Consider the following 18,733-nt stretch of genomic DNA (forward strand, 5'->3'; position numbering starts at 1 on the left):
AGTTTCAGCAGGAGGTGGACCCAGAGGGGCGGAAGGTTCTGGTGCTGCTTTTGGACAACGCAGGCTGGCACCGGGCCAAAGACCTCCAGGTACCGCCCGGTCTGCTGCTGCTGCACTTACCGCCCTACACCCCCGAGCTCTCCCCGGCAGAGCCGGTGGTGCCTTTGCTGCGGGAAGCGGTGGCCAATGAGAGTTTCCCCAGCTTGGAGGCTTTGCAAGAGCGTCTGGCAGAGCGGTGTGTCTATCTCCAGGAGCACCCCGAGGTCATCCGGGGGGTGGCGGGGTTCGGGTGGATTCCTGAAGAATGACTATCTATCTAAGGTTGGTACAAGATGCCCAGGATGGTGATCACAATGATCAGTTCAATCACGCTCATTCCGCACGCACGCTTCACAAGACCCCCTTATCCAACGCAGCCGGTGTCTGAGGGCTACCCACCTCGATTACAACACCACCCCCTGCCCACTCCCTGCGGACAACCTACCGCTTCACTGGGGTTGTGCAAGTGACCTATAACCCAAAAACTGTGTCCAGGACAAGGGAAAAAACAACATTTGATTAACAGCAATCTGGCGTCGGGCAAAGCGAAATTGCACCCTGGATGGCTTTAGAAATTAACAAACCACCCCCCCAACTGGGGGATTCCGCAGGGCTACTGAAATAACGCCCCAGGTTTGACAAACACACCCATCCACCCGCTACCCTAAAGCTCATGACCTACGGCGACTGGGCCCTGCTGCAAGACCGGCGGGGCCGCACTTATTTGTTTCGCTTGCAGGAAGGCGCTACCTTCAACTATCACCGAGGTTCTATCCGCCACGAGGCCATCGTGCAGGCCGGGGCCGGCCAGAAAATTGCCACCCCCCAGGGAGAGCTGTTTACCATCCACCGCCCCACCCTGGAAGACTACGTGCTCCACATGCCCCGCGAGGCCACCCCCACCTACCCCAAGGATGCCGCCACCATTTGCTTTCTGCTCGACCTGGCCCCAGGTATGCGGGTGCTGGAGGCGGGCTCGGGTTCGGGCGGCCTGACCCTGTACTTGGCGCGTGCCGTGGGCCCAACCGGCCAGGTCTGGAGCTACGAAGCCCGCCCGCGACACCTCGAGCGGGCCAAACGCAACCTGAGCGGGTTTGAAGACTGGGGCAACGTCACCTGGGTAGAAGCCGACCTGGCCCAGGCCGAGCTGCCCCCTAGTGCCTTCGACGGCATCGCGCTAGATCTAATGGAACCCTGGACGGTGCTAGATTCCATCACCCCGGCACTCAAGATAGACCGCTTTCTGGCCTGCTACCTGCCCAACCTCACCCAGGTCATTGCGCTCCTGGAGCACCTCCAAACCCAGGGCCTGCCCTATCTGCTCGAGCGCACCCTGGAGGTACAGCACCGCGAGTGGGATCTGCGCCCCCCCATCGCCCATCCCAAGTTTCAGCAGGTGGGGCATACGGCCTTTCTGGTGCAGCTCAGACGGGTGGAGGGCTGACGGTGAAGCTCAACGGTGCAGCCTAGAGATTACGGTTTAACTCAAGGTTTGGTTGCGTCTTTCGGGAAAAGCCTGGCTATGCCCTTGCAGCGCCTGTTATGTGCGACGCTGAAACTCGACCGAAGGCCTGCCTTCAAGAAGACCCGCAACGGAGATGTCTTCGTCGATTTTGGGCCAGTGAATGCCTTCTCCATTACCCAGCAACTCATACTCGGCGCGCTCTTGCGGGTCGGCTTTTGCTAGCCGAGGAAACCAAACGATAGGTACAGCCAAGCGGCGGCCGTCAGACAGTGTGACGATCAGTTCGTCCTCGGTACACTCGACAGCGCTGGCAAGAATAGGTTTAGCGGCCAAAGAACTCATTCCACGCCTCCTCAATCGCAACCCTGTTCTCCTCTACAAGCCTGAACAACTTCGAGAGCTCCTGCGCCGAAAAGCCACTGCTGCTGGCATAGGCCACAGGTTTAAGCCAGAACTTTGCCAAAGCGCGGTCTCGCTGAACATGGATATGGGCGGGCTCGTCATTCTCGTTGGCGTAGAAGAAAAACCGATAAGGGCCGAGTCGCAAGACCGTAGGCACACATTCATCTTAGCGCATATCAGTTGGGTTCCGCGGCGGGCTGCAAGCGTAAGTCTCGAGCCCCCAAGTGTCTTCACCACCTATACTTGGCCGTGGTGGGGAGGCTTGAATGGAAGGTTTACTGATCCATGCGGTGGTGCGCGAAATAGCCGGGCACCTGCCCTTGCGCAGCCTGGGCTGGGCTTTTCCCGACGAGGGTACGGCGGCCCTGCTGCTGGAGGGCCTGGGCAACCTGGTGCTGCGCTATCGCCCGCCCCATCCCTTGCTGACGCTGGAGCCGGGCCGCCTCGAGGGCCAAGCCAAAACCCCCTTCCAGCGCCTCCTGGAGGCCCGTTGCAAGGGGCGCTTGCTCAAAATGGAGCAGCTCAAGCTCGACCGGGTGGTCATGCTGGAGTTTGAGGGCGAAAAGGGTTTTGTGGACACCGCCCCTACCCGGCTGGTATTCGAGCTGACCGGTCGCAACGCCAACCTGATCCTTTGCGACCAGGAAGGGCAGATTGTGGGCCTCGACCGGCCCGTTACCTCGGCGGTCAATCGCTTCCGGGAGCTCAGGCCTGGCCTACCCTATACCCCGCCTCCCCCCTACCAGAAGCTCGACCCCCGCACCTTGCAGGCAGAGGAACTCGAGCCCTTTGTGGGTCAAACCCTCTCGCAGCTCATCAAAAACCTGGACGGGGTGGGCAAGGAGCTGGGGGCCGAACTGGCCCGCCGGGCCCAGCTCAGCCCCCAAACCCCGCTCAACCCCGAACATCTGCCGCTTATCCACAGGGTTATCCACAGCCTGGTGGAGCAGCCCGGCCTGCAAACCCAGCTCACCGAAGAGCTGCGGCAAGCCTGGGAGCAGGAAGAGACCGAGGCCCTGCGCAAGCCCCTGCGCGAGGCCCTGCGCCGCCAGCTCAAAACCCTAAAGGCCCGCCTGCAGGACTACACCCGGGCCTGGGAGCGGCTAGAGGAAGCCCAGCGGCTGCGTCATTGGGCCGACCTGCTGATGGCCTACGGGCACAGCCTGCCGCCAGGGCCGGTGGCTCGGCTCGAGGACTTTTCCGGCCAGCCGGTGGAAATTCCTCTGGAAGCGGGCCTTTCGCCCATCCAGAACGCCAGCAACTTCTACGCACGGGCCAAGCGGCTGGAGGCCAACGCCGAAAAGGCCCTCGAGCTGATTCCGGCCACCGAGGCCCAGATCGCGGGGCTCGAGCGCGACTTAGACCAGCTCGAGCAACTCCCCCGCCAGACCTTGCTGGAGCAAAACCGCAAAATCAAGGCCAAAGGCCCCCAGGTGGGGCTTCGCTGCAAAAGCCCCGGTGGCTTTGAGGTCTGGGTGGGCCGCAACAGCAAGGAAAACGACCTCCTGACCCGCATGGCCCACTCCGAAGACCTGTGGTTCCACGCCCAGGGCCTCCCCGGTTCGCACGTAATCCTGCGCACCCAGGGCCAGGCCACCAGCCTGTCCGACCTGCTCTTTGCGGCCCAATTGGCCGCTTATTACTCCAAAGCCAGGGGCGAAAAAAACGTGGCGGTGGACTATACCGCCAAAAAGCACGTCTGGCGGCCCCGCAAGGCGGCCCCCGGCCAGGTGCTCTACACCCAGGGCAGGACGCTTTTTGTGGATGCTGAGCTTCCGGACAGTTGAGTGTGGTGGCTTTGCATTTGGCTAGACTGCTTAGTGCTCTGGCAACTTAATTCCTGGGATGGATTTAGCTCCTCTAATACCAGATTCGGTTAGTTCGTCACCGTTCGGTGACGAACTAACCCGACCGAAGGGATACGCTTTCTTCGCCGAGCGCAGCGAGGGGTGTGCTCTAGGATTCAAAAAGATAGCCTCTTAGCGCTTTTTGTTTGAAGATTATCTTTTTGAATCCGGTATAATATCTGGGAGTTGCTTTGAGCGCCTCATTTGGGGGACTTCGTTGCACATCACTTTTTAACTTACCAGACTGCTTAGGGAGAAATCCCAGCCTCATCCTCGGCGCGAACCCGCAACCAACGGGCCGCCAAGGGCAGGGTGGTTCCCTGAACCAGCACCGAGAACAACACCACAAAGAAGGTCACGTTGAAAATCTTTTGTGCCGATTCAACCCCGGCCAACAAGGGAAAGGTAGCCAGTACGATGGGAATGGCCCCACGCAAGCCCACCCAGGAAACAAAAGCTTTCTCGTTGAAGGCGAAGCGCCGGCTGGGTAGGCTGAGGAAAACCGCCACAGGCCGGGCCACCAGCATCAGAAAGAGTGCCAGCAAAATGGCCCCTACCGCCACCGAGGGGAGTTGGGAGGGAAAAACCAGCAGACCCAGGGTGAGGAACATCCCAATCTCCATCAGCCAGGTGTTACCTTCGTGAAAGGCCAATAGCGCCGTCTTGCGGGGAAAGTCGCTGTTGCCCACCACCACCCCCGCCACATAAGCCGCCAAAAAACCACTGCCACCCAGCACGGCGGTGAGCGAAAACACCAGGAGCATCAGCGCAACCGACAAAACCGCATACAGCCCATCGAAGCTAAGCCGGATGTTTTTCAAGGCCCAAGCCGCCGCTCGCCCCAGGCCATACCCCAGTAACAAGCCCAACAGCATCTGCTGGACAAACATGGGCAGAATCTGCCAAGCGTTCATCTCGGGGCGGGTCAGGAGGGCGGTCAGGCCGATGGTAAGAAACACCGCCATGGGGTCGTTGGTGCCCGACTCGAACTCAAGCAAAGGCCGCAGATGCTTGCGCAGGCGCACCGCCCGCTCGCGCAGTACGCCAAAAACCGCGCTGGCATCGGTACTGGAAACAATGGCTCCCAATAGAAGGGCCTCGAGCCAGCCCCAGCTCAGGGCCCAGTAGGCAAATGCCCCGGTCAGCAGCATGGTTAGCAATACCCCAAAGGTGGCCAAGGATAAGCCAGCCCCCAGTACTGGGCGTACCGTGTTCCAGCGACTGAGGAGTCCGCCCGAATAAAGGATGAAGATAAGCGCCACCGTACCTACGAGCTGAGCAGCGTAGTAGTTATCGAACCAAATCCCTCCTGGCCCATCGCTCCCGGCCAGCATCCCGATAACCAGAAACAACAGCAGTCCCGGCACCCCAAGCCGCCCCCCGAGCTTGGTGGCCAGCACGCTGAGGAGCAGCAGAGTGGCGGCAACTAGCAGAAGGGTCTCTGGTCTCGGCAAATACACCTCCACATACCCCGGCAAAACCGCGGGGAACGCTGGTACTTCGGTGCGTGAAGCACCCCGGCTTCAGTATGCAGTTAAGCCAGCCCCAAAGCAGGGCCTCAGTGCCCAATTCGGGTGTGCAGGTCGCCGATGCCCTCGATGGCCACTTCCACGAGGTCGCCGGGCTTCAGCTCGCCCACCCCCTCGGGGGTGCCGGTGAGCACCACGTCGCCGGGTTCCAGGGTCATGAAACTGCTGATGTAGGAGAGGATTTTGGCCACCGGGAAGATCATCAGGCTGGTGTGGGCCTCCTGGCGCAGCTCGCCGTTTATATAGGTGCGCAGGGTGGTGTTTTGCGGATCGAGCGAGGTTACCAGCCAGGGCCCCAGGGGGCAGAACTTGTCGGCAGACTTGGCCCGCACCCATTGCAGGTCGGTTTTTTGCTTGTCGCGGGCGGTGACGTCCAGGGCGCAGGTATAGCCCAGCACGTGCTCGAGGGCCTCGCTTTCGGGCACGTTCTTCATGCGGCTCTCAATCACCACCGCCAGCTCCCCTTCGTAGTGCAGCAGGTTGGTGAAGCTGGGGTAAGGCACCGCATCGCCGGACTGCTCGGGGCGGGCCGGGTTGGCGGGGTGGGCCAGGGCATTGGGGGCTTTCAAGAAGAGCCCCGGCTCTTTGGGAAGGTCGCCGCCAAAATCGTGGCCCATTTCGCGGATGTGATCGAGGTAATTGCGGCCAACACACACAATCTTGCTGGGTGTGGCCGGGGCCAGCAGGGTCACACCCCCCAGATCAAAATGACGGCCCGTGGGGTTGCCCGCCGGGCCGTCGGTTTCGTGAATCAACTCGCCTTCCAGTATGCCCCACTGACCTGCGTCAAACCGTACAAGCTTCATAGTGGCTCAAGTATACCGCTGATCGCAATTCCTGCCTTGGGACGTTTGGCTCAGGCTCATACCCCATTGGCCCCACCCATCCAGGGGAAAGTCCCATCCAGTCGGCGGCTTCTACCCTCGAGGTCACAAAACGCCTCGCAGGTGAAGTGTTAGAGTCTAAATAAGCAACCCCGAGGTTTGCCTCGAGGAAAGTACGAGAGGAGCAGATATGAGCGCACTTTTACTCTGGATTCTGGGCGTTCTGGGTGTACTGATTTTGCTCTGGGGCCTGACCCGCCTGCAAAAGGGCGGGCTGGCCTGGATGGGCCTTGGTTTGCTACTGGGCCTGGCTGGGCTGGGTGGGGCCTGGCTGCACCAGCAGTATGGCACCTCGGTCTTCTGGGGGCTGGGAATGCTGGGTGTTCTTTTGCTGGTCTGGGCCCTGCTCAACCTCAGGAGCCGCCTGGCCGGCTGGACAGCCACTCTGGCCGTGCTGTTGGCGCTAACTGGCTTTGGCAGCATCGTACTCCTAAACAGCAGCAGCCCCAACCTGCTCACCTCGGGCGCCATCTCTGACCCACTAAGTGGCTTCCGCACCAACCCCACTGCCCCTACCTCGTCCGACACCCCTGGGGCTGCGCCCGTTCAGCCGTCGGAGCCCAGTCCAACCCCTGCCAGCCCCGAAACCACCTCGCCTGCACCCGGATCTAGCATCCCTCAACCCTCGCCTGAACCCTCGCCACCACCCTCCGAACCCAGCCCTGCCCTGCCTGCCCCTACCCCACCCTCACCGTCGGCTGTTACTGGAAGCGTACGCGAGCTCGAGCCCACCTGCCCCTGCCTTCTCAACGTACAGGTGAAGGCGCCCAACCCCACGGTGCGGATTTTGCAGGGCACCACCGAGATTGCCAGCAGCAGGCTCGAGCGCTCGAGCTTCTTGCTCGAGGCCGGCGACTACACCCTCCAGGTCGAGGCCCCCGGCTACCGCACCTTTAGTGTGCTGATTAATGTACCCCGCAACCAAAACCTGGAAGTAGAGCTCGCACAATAAGCCCCCCAACCAGCCTCCGGCTTGTGGAAGCTGCCAAAAAGCCGCCGCCCCGGCAGGGCAGGTATGGCGTGAAGCCGACCGGGTGGGTTGCCAGAACGGGCCTTTCACGCATCGCTTGCACATTACACTACACCTCAGTATGGTGTAGATATTGTGGGTGAAGTGAGTACACTCTGGCAAACCTACCTCGAGGCCCTGCGCCCCCACCTGAGCGGGCGGGACCATCGGGGCAAAAAAGGCAGCCTGCGCTGGCTGGAAGCCGCGGTGGCCGAGCGGGGCGGGCGGGCGGGCACCGTTCGCAATATTCTGTACAAAGACCTGGGCAGCCCCGAAGAGAAGCTGCGATTGTTTGAAGTTATTTGCGACCTGTACACCGAGTCGGGCCTGGAGGCCCCCAGCCTGCCCTCGGAGCTGGCCCTCGAGTCGGCCCGGCGGGCTTTGGGGCGCGACAAACGCAGGTTGTTCCGCCGTTTTGTGCGGGCGCTGGAACAGGGCGACAAACCCCAGATGGTGGTGGTGGGGGGCGCTGCTACCGGCAAAGGCGTGCTGCTGGCTGCGGTAGAGCGGGCTGTACCGGGCTGTCTGATGGTGAACCTGGGGGGCGAGCTGGCCCAGCACCTGCACCCCCTGGCCGAAAAACTGGGACTGGAGCTCGAGGGCATCCTCTCCCAGCTCTCCCCTACCCAGCCCTATGCCCTGCAGGCCGCCCTGCAAGACGAGCTGCGCAACGAGCTGGCTCGAGCTCTTAACACCTTTGGCAGGCCTCTGCTTTTGCGGGCCGAAAAAGAAGGGCAGATTGGCGGCCTGAGCCTGCGCGATGCCCAGGGCAACCCGGTAGGTCTAGCGGCCTGGGTCGAACCCCTGCTACGCCGCCTAACCATCCCTTTTTTGGCCGGGCTTTCCGAACCTCCGCCCAACCTGGCCTGGCACCCGCTGTCGGCCCCCAGCCGGGCCGAGGCCCGCCGCTACGTGAAAGACCGCCTGCCCGACCTGCCTCCCGAGCGGGTGGAAGCCCTAGTCAACCAGGCCGGGCGCAACTTTGCCGAACTTTCGCGGCTGGTCTTGTTGGAAGCCGCCCAGACCGAAGGCAGCACCCCCGCGGCCCTGGCCGGCTACAACCTGGCCCAGGACACCACCCTGCGCCCCATTCTGTACGCATTGGCCGTTCTCTCGCCCGAAGCCGACCCCGGTGTACCGGTAGCCCTGCTGGAAAAGGCCATTAACAAAAGCCTCGAGCGCCTCTCCCAGGCCGAGCGCGCCCTCCTGACCCCTATGGGCGAGGGCCGGGTACGCCCGGCTTTGCGCAGCCTGCTGCCCGAGGTGCCCGAAAAAGAGGCCCGCAAGCTGCACGCACTGGCCCTGGATTTTTTCAAGGGCGACCTGTTTCGCCTGCTGCACCACGCCCGCGGGGCCCAACGGCTGGACAAACTGCTCGAGCTGCTCTCACAAGACCCCAGCCGGCTGTCGCTCTTGCCCACCCTGTGGGCCGAGTCGCAAAACTGGCCCCTGCCAGAGCGCGAGAAACTAGCCATGACGGTGGTGCGCTACCGTGCCGTGCTGGGCCAGTATGCCCACCCCGAGGCCCTGGAGGCCCTCGAGCTGCTCTTTGCCTCCAGCGACCTCGCCACCCAGTCCTGGGCCAGGGTCAAAGCCGCCGAGGCACGGGTAGACGCCGGGGATTTCCATGCCGCCCTGACCCTGCTACCCCCTCCCGAGACACTTTCGGGCGAAATTGCAGCCGAGGGGCTTTTGGTCTGGGCCGCGGTCGAGCGCTGGCAGGGCGATTACGCCCAGGCCGAAGCCTACGTCCAGCAGGCCCTTTCACTGCCCATCCCGCCCTTTCTGGCCGACCGGGTAAGGCTGTGGCAGGGCCTGGTCGCTAAGGATGCCGGCCGCTTTGACGAGGCCCTGGAGGCTTTGCGCCAGGTCTCGCACGACCCTTTGCTGGTGGGACGGGCCCGCTACCAGTCAGGCGACCTGCTGCTGCGCACGGGGCGGGTCTACGAGGCCGAGGCCCAGATGCGGCAGGGCCTGGAAGCCCTGGAGTCTTCGGGGGCACCGCCAGAAGAGGTGGCCCGGGTACGGGCCCGCTTCGGTACTGCCCTGCGGCGCATTGGCAATTTTGCAGAAGCCGAGAAATATCTGTATCGCTCTATTCACGAAGCCTCCGACGCATTTGTCCGGGCCCGCGCCATGAGCGAAGCCAGTGTGCTCGAGCTGGCCCGGGGCCGCCCGCTGGAGGCCCTGAACCTGCTGGCCGAGGCCGAGGCTTATCTGCGCGACGTGCGCGAACGCCCCGAGGAAGCCCACTACCGCCACCGCCGCACCCTCTACCGCATTGCCGTGGCCTACTGGGTGCGGGCCAGCGGGCTGCCGTATCTACCCCCTTATATGGGGGGACAAAAAGCCCCCCAGAGCGAAAAAATTCTGCGTGAACTGCGTCAGGAGCTGCTCACCAAGAAGCTTCCCGGCGACCGCTACATCGCCTTAGGCATAGACATCGCCCTCAAGCTCTCCTTGCTGATGCCTGCCGACCAGGCCGAGGCCATGATGCAAGGCTGCTTAGAGCAGAGCGACCCCTACTTCCAGGCCCAGGCCCGCCTGGGCTACGCCGAAACGCTGGCCCGGCAGGAGAAGTGGGCCGAGGCCCTGGCCCAGGTGGTGCAGATTGGGGACTTGCAAGACCCCGGTGTACAGGGCTGGAAGCTGGGCCTGGAAACCCAGGCCCTGTTGGGCCTGGGGCAGGAGGAAGCCGCCTGGAAAAAGCTCCAGTCCTGCGCAGGGCTACCTGTCCCCTACCGCGCCCAGCTGGGCCGGGTGCTGGGGAAAATCTGGCCGCCCGAGGCGCTGCGTCAGCGGCTAAAAACCCAGTCGCCTCTGGCCCTCGACGACTGCCTGGCCTTGCATTTGAGCAAGTTCGCATAGAAAGCCCCGCAGGGCCGTGTTGAACGCCCTGGGGTTCTCCAGGTTGGCCAGATGACCGGCCTCGGGGATGATGAGCATGCGGCTGTCTGGTATCTGGGCGGCCATCAGCCGGGCCTCGGCAGGTGGGGTCAGGGTGTCCTCTTCGCCCACCAGCACCAGGGCCGGAACCGAGATACTGGAGAGCAACGGTACTGAATCGGTCCGGTAGGCTAGGGCCTCGAGGCTCTTGGCCACACGGCTGGGGTCGGCCTCGAGCTGGGCCTGCCGTACCCAGGCCACCAGCTCGGGGCGGCGGGCATGGGTGGTAGCCCCCAGGTGCCCCCCCAGGGTGGCCTGGGGGAAGAAAGGCATACCCTCCTTGCGCACACGCTCGGCCTGCTCCAAGCGCATGCGGACGCCCTCGGGGGTGTCGGGGGTGGCCCGGGTGTCGGCCAACACCATCCCCGCAAAACGCTCGGGCTCGAGGTTCCAGAGCCTAAAAATGAGGTATCCCCCCATGGAAAGCCCCACAAACACTGCCTTCTGCCAGCCACGCGCGTCCATCTCGACCAGCACGTGCGCGGCTGCTTTTTCTAGGCTCTCAAAACCCAGGATATCGGGCAGTAAAACGGGGTGGCCCTCGAGGAGTTTTAGCTGCGCCTCCCACATGGCCGGGCTATAGGGAAAAGCATGGAGTAAGACTACCGGAACGGACATACCTAAAGCATAGCGAAAAGGGCAGGGTCAGGTTTCCCTCTCTAAAGCCTTCAGGGAGGCCTGGTACAGTTTATCGATGTCGGTCTCCCCTGTTTCGAGCTGGTGGTCGTAGGCGGCCTGAAGCATCCGGCTGAAGATCTTGCCAGGCTGGTGTCCCCGCTCAATTAGGTGGCGACCTAGCAAAATGGGCTTTACCGGTATGGGCTGGGGTTCAAAAAACTTCCAGGACTCTTTGGGCCGACGCTCGGCTCCGTCCGCTTCATAAAGGGCTTTCAGGGCAGGCAAATGCGGCCCGGCCTGGGCCTGAAACTTGCGGATGGCCTGAGGGGTGGGCCTGGCAAAGACCGGCACCATGTGTAAAGCGGTGGTAACCACCAGCTCGTCCCGCAGGTGGTTGGGCAGGCGCAGGTCGCGGGCAATGCGGGGGATCAGGGCTGCACCCACCCGCTCATGGCCGTGAAAGCTGTACCAGCCCTCGGGCCTCCATTGGGCGGTATCTTTTTTGCCGATATCGTGCAGCAGGGCGTGCCAGCGATAGGGGGGCGCGGCCCGATCCACCACCTGCAACACATGGGTCAGCACGTCCCCTTCGGGGTGCCAGCGGGGGTTTTGCAAGAGCAGGTGAGTATCTTCGAATTCGGGGATAAGCCGCTGAAGAATATCGAGATCGTATAAGTAGCGCAGGAACCGGCTAGGAACACCGTTCTCAAAAGCCTTGTTGAACTCCGCCGTAACCCGCTCGATGGCTACGTGGGAAAGCACCTCTGGCGCAGCTTCACGGGCGGCCTGTAGGGTGGCCGGTTCTATCTTAAAGCCATAGCGGGCAACAAAGCGACCGGCCCGGATAACCCGCAGATAGTCCTCACGAAAGCGCCGGCGAGGTTCGCCCACGGCCCTGATCAGGCCGGCCTCGAGGTCCTGCTGTCCCCCATAGGGGTCAATCACCCGACCTGAAGCGTTCATGGCGATAGCCCCGATGGTGAAATCACGCCGGGACAGGTCTTCCTCGATGCTTTTGCCCCAGGCCACCCGGGCCCTGCGACCAAAGGTTTCCACGTCGCGGCGAAAGGTGGTGACCTCGTAGGGGTGGTGGTCAATCAGGATTGTTACGGTACCATGTTCGATTCCGGTGGGAATGGCCTCGAGGCCATGGGCTTTGGCCAGGCGCATCACCTCCTCCGGGGGCGCTGAAGTGGCAAAATCCAGGTCTTCGGGCTTCTGGCCCATCAAAATATCGCGCACCGCACCCCCCACCAAGTAGAGGTCGGGCAAAAAAGAAAGCTTTTGCAGTATGGGGCGAAATTCCATAGACCTTCAACGCATATCTTCGACAGGCCAGTCCGCTGGCTACTCTACCAGTGATTTTCCTTTGCGCCATCCGTCGGCGCTCAAGCCCACCCCGCCAGCAGGTCGTCCACCGGCATGGCCGGGAAAGCCCCCCGCAGCCCGCCCAGCACAAAGGTCTCTTCTTCCAGGATACCCGGCCAGTCGCGCAACAGCTCGGCAAAGTTTTCCTCTGGCCCGGCCTGGGAAGCATGGGCCAACACGGCCGCCCGGATGGTCTCGGCATAGGGGCGGACATCTACCCTTACCGCCACCGAGCTGGCCGAAACCCCGTAGCGGTCGGGGTCGAAGCGGGTCTGGGCCAGCCGCTCTTTTGAACGCACGGGGAAGAACAGGCGCAAAGGTGGTGCCGCCATGCGGTTGCCCGCCCGCCAGAAAGCGCCCAGGGTGGCGCGGTGAAGGTGGATGTGGTCGGCATGGCCGTAATAACCATGCGGGTCGAACCCAATGACCACCTGCGGTTCTATCCGGATCAGGTGGTTCAGAAGGGTATCTTCGATCTGCTGTAAGTCCTGGTGGATAAAGCCCGCAGGGTTGGCCAGGGCCACCTCGAGCGGATAGCCTGAGTCCTGGTAGTTCAAAAAGATGGGTGGGCGTATCCCCAGGATGGCGCAGGCGGCCTCGAGCTCCTTCTGGCGCAGCTTACCCAGGGCCTCGCCTTTAGGGTATAGCGCAGCGTCAATGGCCGGGTGCCGGATGCGACCCTGCTCCCCGCGCGTAGCGCAAATCAGGTAAACTTCGTGCCCTAAAGCGGCATATTTGGCAAGGGTTCCCGCACAGAAAAACGATTCGTCGTCGGGGTGGGCGAAGATGGCGAGTAGACGCATACAGGCCCCAGTCTAAAATACCGGCTTCACAGAGATGCCTATCCACCGCGCCTGGGCCAGGCGCCTTCCCTGCGGCCGGGTTTATCTGCGCCCACACCCAGGCTTTTTGCACACAGCCTTCGGCCAAAACCAAAACGTTGCGGGTCTTTGACCCGCCTATGACCCCTGGGCACGCAGCTTGAAGCGCTGGATCTTCCCAGTGGTGGTCATGGGAAGCTCCTCCACAAAGTGGATGGCTCGAGGACAGGCATACTGCCCGACCCGGTTACACACCTCCTGCTGCAGGGCCTGCACCAGCCGCTCGTCCGCATTTTGCCCTGGGTGCAGCTTGACATAAGCCACCACCCGTTGGCCCCGTTCGGGGTCGGGCTGGCCCACCACCGCCGCCATCGCCACCGCGGGGTGCCGGAGCAGGGCCTCCTCTACCTCGAAGGGGCTGATGCGATAAGCGGCAGCCTTGATGAGGTCGTCCTTGCGGGCTTTGAACCAGAAGTAACCCTCTTCGTCCCGCACCGCCAGGTCGCCGGTGCGAAGATAAGGCCCGATGAACTTCTCGCGCGTAGCCGCTGGGTTGTTCCAGTATTGCAAAAAGGCCACCGGGTCGGGAGTCTTCAGGGCCACCTCCCCGACCTCGCCGGGGGGTAGCGGGTTGCCTTCCTCGTCAATTACCACCACCTGATGCCCCGGATAGGGCTTCCCCATCGAGCCAGGGCGGATGGGGTCCACCCTATAGCTATTCCCGATCAGCAGGTTGGCCTCGGTCTGGCCGTAGAATTCGTTCACCAGAAGGCCAAAGTTCTCCCGTGACCACGCCTGTAGCTCCTCACCCAAGGGCTCACCGCCGGCGTGGATGCTTTTTAGCTGGGGCAGCTTGGCAATCGGCCCCAGCCCACGCAACAGCTTGAGCGCAGTAGGGAAAAGAAAGGTGTGGGTCACCCCTTGCTGGCGCATCAGCGCGAGGGCCTCCTCTGGGTCGAAGCGGCTGGCCCGGTAGGCTACCACGGTGTAACCGTAAAACCAGGCCGGAAACAGCACGTCCAGGAGACCACCGATCCAGGCCCAGTCGGCGGGGGACCAGTAGACCGCCTCGCTTTCGGGGAAGTTTGAGTAGAGGTAAAAGCCCGGCAGGTGCCCCAGAAGCGCCCGCTGGGCCAGCAAGGCGCCTTTGGGTTTGCCGGTGGTGCCGGAGGTGTAGATCAAGATGGCCGGGGCCTCGGATGGTGTGGGGGTGGGAAGGAAGTGGGCCGAGGCAGCCTGGGCGAGGGCCAGCAGTTCGTCGGCGTAGATCACCCTCATCCCTTCTGGCAGGGCCTCCTGAAGGGCCTCGAGCACCGCCCGCTCGGCTATCAGATAGCGTGCACCGGAATGCTCGAGGCGGTACTGCAGGGCATCCTGCCCAAACAGGGTGGAGAGCGGCAAGGCGATGGCCCCCAGCTTGTACACCGCCAGGTGCGCCAGGGCGCACTCGAGGGACTGGCGCATCAGAAGCCCCACCCGCTCACCGTCCTTCACCCCCAACCCCCTTAGCGCGTTTGCCAGCCGGTTCGACCACTCCCGCAGCTCACCGTAACGAACCCGCCGCCCACCGGCTTCGATCAGGGCAATTCGGCTTTGGTGGGCTATCGCGACCCGGTCTACCGTATCGGTCGCCAGGTTGAAGCGCGGCCCGATGGTCCAGCGAAACTTCCGGGCCAGCTCGTCCCGTGGGAGAGGCTCGAGCTGGTAGTGAGTAGGTTCAACCCCCATAAAAACCCCCGATTCCCTTCCCTGGAGGCCTGCACCTCCCAGTCTTACCTGCTGTACTCAGGCAACGACCAGCCAGCCCCCGTGGAAAAGGTCTGTCGTAATTTTACCCTCACCACAGGCCACACCGGACTTGAAAAGGTAATCTTCAAACAAAAGACCTTATGAGGCTATCTTTTTGAATCCTACGGTTGCTGAGCTGGTCGAAGCAGAGCACACCCCTCGCTGCGCTCGGCGAAAGCAGCGTATCCCTTCCAAGGGGCGGTATCGCCCCCCGCGATGCGGATAACTTCGGTCGGGTTAAGTTGCGCCAGGGTAGATTGGCAAAACCCGCGGTATGAGTCTATGCGTACCTGGCGCAATTCCTAAAGCGATCTTTCAGAACAGCATCTTGCATTTCAACTATGGAGATACTTGGTTCGCCACCAAAGGGTGTCGAACTAGCCGAATCTGGTATTACCATAGCCAGTGCTTCAGGTGGGGGCCCCAGCAAAAAACCTCATGACGCCCTATGCCGTACTCTGCTCCTGATGCGCGAGGGCAAGCAGGCTATTATCGACTACCTGGGGGAGGTGGGCTACCTGGAAAACGAAGCTTTCTGGAAGGTGGCACAGGCCCTGGTCGAGGTAGGGCAAAGCAGCGAGGAAGGCCGAAGCCTCCAGGAGCTGCTCTCGGTGCGCCAGGGCTTGCCCAAGCCCAGCAGCGTGCAGCTTTTGTAACTACACCTTCACCTTACGCAGTTCCAAAAGCCCCTTCACCGGGTGTTTGCGGTCTATTTCCTGAATCAGGCGCAGCATATACACCACCGCTGCTGCGTCCCAGGCCTGGGGCCTACAGGAGGCCGGATACGGCACCGGCGGCTCTCCTTCGTGCTTGGGGTAGCCCCCCACCAGCTCCGGCAGGCGCCAGTCGGGCTGGGTCATGGCCAGGCGGAAGAGGCCCTCCATGGCCTGCAGGGCTTCTTCATAAAAGCCATAGCGCACCAGCCCCCCGATAAACAAGGCGTTGTCGTGCGGCCAGACCGAGCCGTTGTGGTACGAGAGCGGGTTGTAGCGCACCTCGCCCGCGCCCAGGGTACGCACCCCCCAGCCGCTATAAAGCGCCTCGGAAAACAGGGTCTCGACCAGTTGGGGCGCCACCTCCGCCGGTACGATGCCGCTCCATAGCAGGTGGCCGGGGTTGGAGGTGAGGATGGCCATGGGTCGTTTTTCACCGTCCAGGCCAGCCGCATAGGTGTTCAGTTCGGGCAGCCAGAAGGCCTGGTGGAAGCGGGCCTTGAGGGCCTGGGCTTTGGCCTCCCAGCGCGAGGCCCGCTCGTGCTCGCCCAGCACCCGGTAAAACTCCGCCGCCCCCTGATAGGCCATATAGGCATAGCCCTGCACCTCGCACACCGCAATGGCCCCCTGGGCCAGCGAGCCGTCCTGGTGGCTCTGGGAGTCGAAGGAGTCTTTCCAGGACTGCACCAGATGGCCCTTCTGGGTGTTGGGGGCATACTCCAGAAAGCCGTCCCGATCGGGGTCGGCGTAGTCGGTCATCCAGGCCAGGGCAGCCTCCCAGTTGGGTTGCAACTGGCGCACAAAGGCCATATCGCCGGTATCTTTCCAATACTGGTGCAGCAAAATGACGAAGAGCGGGGTGGCGTCTACGGTGCCGTAGTAGCGGGCAAAAGGCACCTTGCCGGTGCGCGAAAGCTCTCCCTGGCGCATCTCGTGGAGGATTTTGCCGGGGGTCTCGTCCAGAAAGGGGTTCACCTCGCGGCCCTGGTATTTGGCGAGGTAGGAGAGCACCCCTCGGGTCACATCGTTGGCCCAGGGCTGCATCATATAGGCCGTAAGCAGCGAGTCGCGGCCAAAAGGGCATACATACCAGGGAATCCCCGCTGCGGGAAAAAGCCCTTCAGGCAGCGAAAACAGCAGGGCCCGCAGGTCAGCAATGGCCTGTTCCAGAACCTGCTGGCTGCCCTCACGCTCCATCCGCAAGGGGAAGCGCTGCTGCCATTCTTGGTAGCTGGGCAGGGGCGGGGTGTGGGGCTCAAAGGGGCTCTCGAAACGGGCTTGCAGGCGCAGGCTGGCCTTCTCTTTAGGGGCCAGGGTCAAACGCCAGCGATAGGCCTCGCTGGGCAGGGGCTCGAAGCGCAGGTGGGTCGCCAGTTTCAGGCCGTCCTCGGCGGTGTACGAGAGGCCCTCCACCCGCCGCTCCACCTTGTGCCAGCCCTTGGCCTCGAAGAGGTCGGCAAAGTCGGCCTCGAGGCTGAGCGCAATCTCCAGGGTCTGGGCTTCCAGGGAGGTGTTCTCGAACTCCAGTCGTTCTCGGAACCCGCCCCGCTCCATCTGCAACTCCCGCCGCACCCCCACCACCTGGTCGGGGCCCTTAATCCAGCTCCAGTGCTGCACCAGCCGGTCGGGGCGCGGACTTTGTGAGAGCAGCAAGCTAAAACCTGGCAGCTTCCAGATGTAGCTCGAGAGGTAACGGGTATCGTGTCGGTAGAAACCCTGCTCCCCTCCTTCTACCAGGCCTAGGTCGGACAAAACTGCGTAAGTATCGTCTTCTTTGAGCGGAAGCATCGAAAACCTCGTCTACAGGGGGCCAGGTGTCTTCAGCTCGGCAACTCCATGGCGCAGGCTTACCTCCATCGAGCAGCCCAGCCAAGCGCAACACAAAAAACCCTTCTTCATCTGTTTGCCTGCGGGGTTGGCCTCATCCCTTGAGCGCACTGGTGGAGACGCCCTCCACAAAGTAGCGCTGGAATACCACAAACAAGATGATAATAGGGATCATGGTCAGAAAGGCGCTGGCCAGCATCAAACCCCAATCACCCGCCACCCCATAGGCGCTGCGAAAGAAAGAAAGGCCCAGCGGCAGGGTGTAGCTGGCCTGCTGGCCCGAGAGCACCACCGCCGCCTTAAAGAACTCGTTCCACATGCCCTGAAAGGTCAGGATGGTCAGGGCCCCTAAAGCCGGCGTGGCCATAGGCAGGATAATGCGAAAGAAGGTGGTGATGGGGGTCGCACCGTCAATGAGGGCCGCCTCCTCGATCTCGCGGGGGATAGACTCAAAAAACTGCTTCATGATAAACACCGCCCCTGCCCCCACTGCGCTCCACACAATCATGCCCCACAGATTCCCCAGCAAGCCCAGGTCGCGCAGCACTAAGTAGTTGGAGATGAAGGTAGCCTGACTGGGCACAGTCATGGTAAAGACAATGAAAGCAAACAGGTAATTCTTACCCGGCAGGTACATCCGGGCCAGGGCATAGCCCCCCAGCGAAGCAAAAAGTAAGGTGGTAAACACCACCGCGACGCAAACAAAAAAGGTATTGGCCGTCCAGCGCAGAAAGAAGCTGGCCCCAGTGTTGGGGTCGCGGGCCTCATTGAAGACCCGCACATAGTTGCGGAACACGTAGCCAATAAGGCCCGGGGTAACGCTGTCCCAGCTAGCCACCCTTCCCCGGCGCTCGAGGCGGTTGGGCTCGAGGGTAGCCGCATAGTACTGCTGGCCCCGCGGGGCCTCGATATCCAGGGGTAGCCGGGGAACTACCGGTAGGTTGGCAGCCCCTTCAAGTTTGGGATAGGTGATGCTAAAGCCATAGGTCACAACCTGCCCTGGTCTGCCCTGTAGCACCATCGGCCGCCGTCGCAGCTCCTCTACCGCCGAAACCTGGGCAAACTGCGCGGCCTGCACCTCATCGAAAATGGCCCCCAGGCCGGCCCCAGCCCTTCGAACAGGTACCACAACGGTGGGTTTTTCGGGCTCCTGGTCTTCGGGCACAAAGTAGCTCACCTCAAAAGGAATACGGGCCCCCGGAGCAAACCCACCCGTCCAGGGGTTGCCCCCCCCAAGCTGGCCCAGCCGCCAGGCGGCCACCCAGTTTTTGGACTGGGTCTGGGCAAAACTGTAGCGGAAGGGCCACTCCAGCGGGTTATCCTTCAGGCTGCCCAGAAAGGCCACATAAAAAGGCCCAATGAAGAAGACCCCTAAAGCCAGCATGGTGCCGTACACCCAGCCCGCCCGGGCCCAGCGCTGGCGGGCCTGGTAGTGTTCGCTTATCTTGTGAACCTTCAAAGGTCGCGTTGCCATCCA

Annotated in this window: 17 protein-coding genes; 6 read left to right on the forward strand and 11 right to left on the reverse strand. The window is 62.3% G+C overall.

The window, feature by feature from the left end:
- On the forward strand, positions 1–308 hold a 308-nt coding region (locus Q355_RS0110390; RefSeq protein ID WP_027877743.1), incomplete at its 5' end, for a transposase.
- An 8-nt stretch (positions 309–316) separates the two neighbouring features.
- Here the strand turns inward: Q355_RS0110390 and Q355_RS17310 are convergent.
- Positions 317–394, reverse strand: coding sequence for a prepilin-type N-terminal cleavage/methylation domain-containing protein (locus Q355_RS17310; RefSeq protein ID WP_425411861.1), 78 nt, complete (start codon positions 392–394; stop codon positions 317–319).
- Between the two features lie 318 nt (positions 395–712).
- Here Q355_RS17310 and Q355_RS0110395 point away from each other — a divergent pair, with 318 nt between their 5' ends.
- Entirely contained in the window at positions 713–1,483 is a 771-nt protein-coding gene (locus Q355_RS0110395; protein ID WP_027877744.1) for a tRNA (adenine-N1)-methyltransferase, read from the forward strand.
- Between the two features lie 96 nt (positions 1,484–1,579).
- Here the strand turns inward: Q355_RS0110395 and Q355_RS16475 are convergent, their stop codons facing one another.
- Together Q355_RS16475 and Q355_RS0110405 are read right to left on the reverse strand one after the other, a co-directional pair.
- The gene (locus Q355_RS16475; protein ID WP_084496108.1) at positions 1,580–1,846 is read right to left on the reverse strand and encodes a DUF2442 domain-containing protein; all 267 of its coding nucleotides are present in this window, start codon (positions 1,844–1,846) and stop codon (positions 1,580–1,582) included.
- A complete protein-coding gene (locus Q355_RS0110405; RefSeq protein ID WP_027877746.1) occupies positions 1,827–2,063 on the reverse strand; it encodes a DUF4160 domain-containing protein in 237 nt (78 codons plus the stop codon). The genes Q355_RS16475 and Q355_RS0110405 overlap by 20 nt, the downstream gene beginning before the upstream one ends.
- A gap of 109 nt (positions 2,064–2,172) precedes the next feature.
- Here Q355_RS0110405 and Q355_RS0110410 point away from each other — a divergent pair, with 109 nt between their 5' ends.
- Positions 2,173–3,693 carry an Rqc2 family fibronectin-binding protein gene (locus Q355_RS0110410; protein ID WP_027877747.1) on the forward strand — a complete coding sequence of 507 codons (1,521 nt, stop codon included), beginning with the start codon at positions 2,173–2,175 and terminating at the stop codon, positions 3,691–3,693.
- Between the two features lie 308 nt (positions 3,694–4,001).
- Here the strand turns inward: Q355_RS0110410 and Q355_RS0110415 are convergent, their stop codons facing one another.
- Both Q355_RS0110415 and Q355_RS0110420 read right to left on the reverse strand, forming a co-directional pair.
- Positions 4,002–5,213, reverse strand: coding sequence for a potassium/proton antiporter (locus tag Q355_RS0110415; RefSeq protein ID WP_245597553.1), 1,212 nt, complete (start codon positions 5,211–5,213; stop codon positions 4,002–4,004).
- Positions 5,214–5,311: 98 nt separating this feature from the next.
- Positions 5,312–6,088, reverse strand: coding sequence for a fumarylacetoacetate hydrolase family protein (locus Q355_RS0110420; RefSeq protein ID WP_027877749.1), 777 nt, complete (start codon positions 6,086–6,088; stop codon positions 5,312–5,314).
- 208 nt (positions 6,089–6,296) lie between these two features.
- Here Q355_RS0110420 and Q355_RS0110425 point away from each other — a divergent pair, with 208 nt between their 5' ends.
- Entirely contained in the window at positions 6,297–7,118 is an 822-nt protein-coding gene (locus Q355_RS0110425) for a PEGA domain-containing protein (protein ID WP_027877750.1), read from the forward strand.
- Between the two features lie 153 nt (positions 7,119–7,271).
- The gene (locus Q355_RS0110430; RefSeq protein WP_027877751.1) at positions 7,272–10,043 is read left to right on the forward strand and encodes a YfgM family protein; all 2,772 of its coding nucleotides are present in this window, start codon (positions 7,272–7,274) and stop codon (positions 10,041–10,043) included.
- Here Q355_RS0110430 and Q355_RS15740 read toward each other — a convergent pair.
- The 4 genes from Q355_RS15740 to Q355_RS0110450 form a co-directional block, all read right to left on the reverse strand.
- Positions 9,978–10,739 carry an alpha/beta fold hydrolase gene (locus tag Q355_RS15740; protein ID WP_051529385.1) on the reverse strand — a complete coding sequence of 254 codons (762 nt, stop codon included), beginning with the start codon at positions 10,737–10,739 and terminating at the stop codon, positions 9,978–9,980. The genes Q355_RS0110430 and Q355_RS15740 overlap by 66 nt on opposite strands.
- A 27-nt stretch (positions 10,740–10,766) precedes the next feature.
- A complete protein-coding gene (locus Q355_RS0110440; RefSeq protein ID WP_027877752.1) occupies positions 10,767–12,047 on the reverse strand; it encodes a CCA tRNA nucleotidyltransferase in 1,281 nt (426 codons plus the stop codon).
- 80 nt (positions 12,048–12,127) lie between these two features.
- Entirely contained in the window at positions 12,128–12,910 is a 783-nt protein-coding gene (locus Q355_RS0110445; protein WP_027877753.1) for a PIG-L deacetylase family protein, read from the reverse strand.
- 156 nt (positions 12,911–13,066) lie between these two features.
- Entirely contained in the window at positions 13,067–14,656 is a 1,590-nt protein-coding gene (locus tag Q355_RS0110450; protein WP_051529386.1) for an AMP-binding protein, read from the reverse strand.
- A gap of 527 nt (positions 14,657–15,183) precedes the next feature.
- On the opposite strand from Q355_RS0110450, the gene Q355_RS0110455 reads away from it, so the two are divergent.
- Positions 15,184–15,372 carry a hypothetical protein gene (locus Q355_RS0110455; protein ID WP_027877755.1) on the forward strand — a complete coding sequence of 63 codons (189 nt, stop codon included), beginning with the start codon at positions 15,184–15,186 and terminating at the stop codon, positions 15,370–15,372.
- On the opposite strand, the gene Q355_RS0110460 is transcribed toward Q355_RS0110455, so the two are convergent.
- Together Q355_RS0110460 and Q355_RS0110465 are read right to left on the reverse strand one after the other, a co-directional pair.
- The gene (locus Q355_RS0110460; protein ID WP_027877756.1) at positions 15,373–17,217 is read right to left on the reverse strand and encodes an amylo-alpha-1,6-glucosidase; all 1,845 of its coding nucleotides are present in this window, start codon (positions 17,215–17,217) and stop codon (positions 15,373–15,375) included.
- A 133-nt stretch (positions 17,218–17,350) separates the two neighbouring features.
- Entirely contained in the window at positions 17,351–18,730 is a 1,380-nt protein-coding gene (locus Q355_RS0110465) for a carbohydrate ABC transporter permease (protein WP_036259256.1), read from the reverse strand.
- Positions 18,731–18,733: the final 3 nt, after the last annotated feature.

It is taken from the genome of Meiothermus cerbereus DSM 11376 (assembly GCF_000620065.1).
Lineage (GTDB): Bacteria > Deinococcota > Deinococci > Deinococcales > Thermaceae > Meiothermus > Meiothermus cerbereus.

What these genes read in the sequence shown, in the direction of transcription:
- Q355_RS0110395 (WP_027877744.1), top strand. Translation starts at nt 713, where the DNA reads ATGACCTACGGCGACTGGGCCCTGCTGCAAGACCGGCGGGGCCGCACT.
- Q355_RS16475 (WP_084496108.1), bottom strand. Translation starts at nt 1,846, where the DNA reads ATGAGTTCTTTGGCCGCTAAACCTATTCTTGCCAGCGCTGTCGAGTGT.
- Q355_RS0110410 (WP_027877747.1), top strand. Translation starts at nt 2,173, where the DNA reads ATGGAAGGTTTACTGATCCATGCGGTGGTGCGCGAAATAGCCGGGCAC.
- Q355_RS0110420 (WP_027877749.1), bottom strand. Translation starts at nt 6,088, where the DNA reads ATGAAGCTTGTACGGTTTGACGCAGGTCAGTGGGGCATACTGGAAGGC.
- Q355_RS0110425 (WP_027877750.1), top strand. Translation starts at nt 6,297, where the DNA reads ATGAGCGCACTTTTACTCTGGATTCTGGGCGTTCTGGGTGTACTGATT.
- Q355_RS15740 (WP_051529385.1), bottom strand. Translation starts at nt 10,739, where the DNA reads ATGTCCGTTCCGGTAGTCTTACTCCATGCTTTTCCCTATAGCCCGGCC.
- Q355_RS0110440 (WP_027877752.1), bottom strand. Translation starts at nt 12,047, where the DNA reads ATGGAATTTCGCCCCATACTGCAAAAGCTTTCTTTTTTGCCCGACCTC.
- Q355_RS0110445 (WP_027877753.1), bottom strand. Translation starts at nt 12,910, where the DNA reads ATGCGTCTACTCGCCATCTTCGCCCACCCCGACGACGAATCGTTTTTC.
- Q355_RS0110450 (WP_051529386.1), bottom strand. Translation starts at nt 14,656, where the DNA reads ATGGGGGTTGAACCTACTCACTACCAGCTCGAGCCTCTCCCACGGGAC.
- Q355_RS0110455 (WP_027877755.1), top strand. Translation starts at nt 15,184, where the DNA reads ATGCGCGAGGGCAAGCAGGCTATTATCGACTACCTGGGGGAGGTGGGC.
- Q355_RS0110460 (WP_027877756.1), bottom strand. Translation starts at nt 17,217, where the DNA reads ATGCTTCCGCTCAAAGAAGACGATACTTACGCAGTTTTGTCCGACCTA.
- Q355_RS0110465 (WP_036259256.1), bottom strand. Translation starts at nt 18,730, where the DNA reads ATGGCAACGCGACCTTTGAAGGTTCACAAGATAAGCGAACACTACCAG.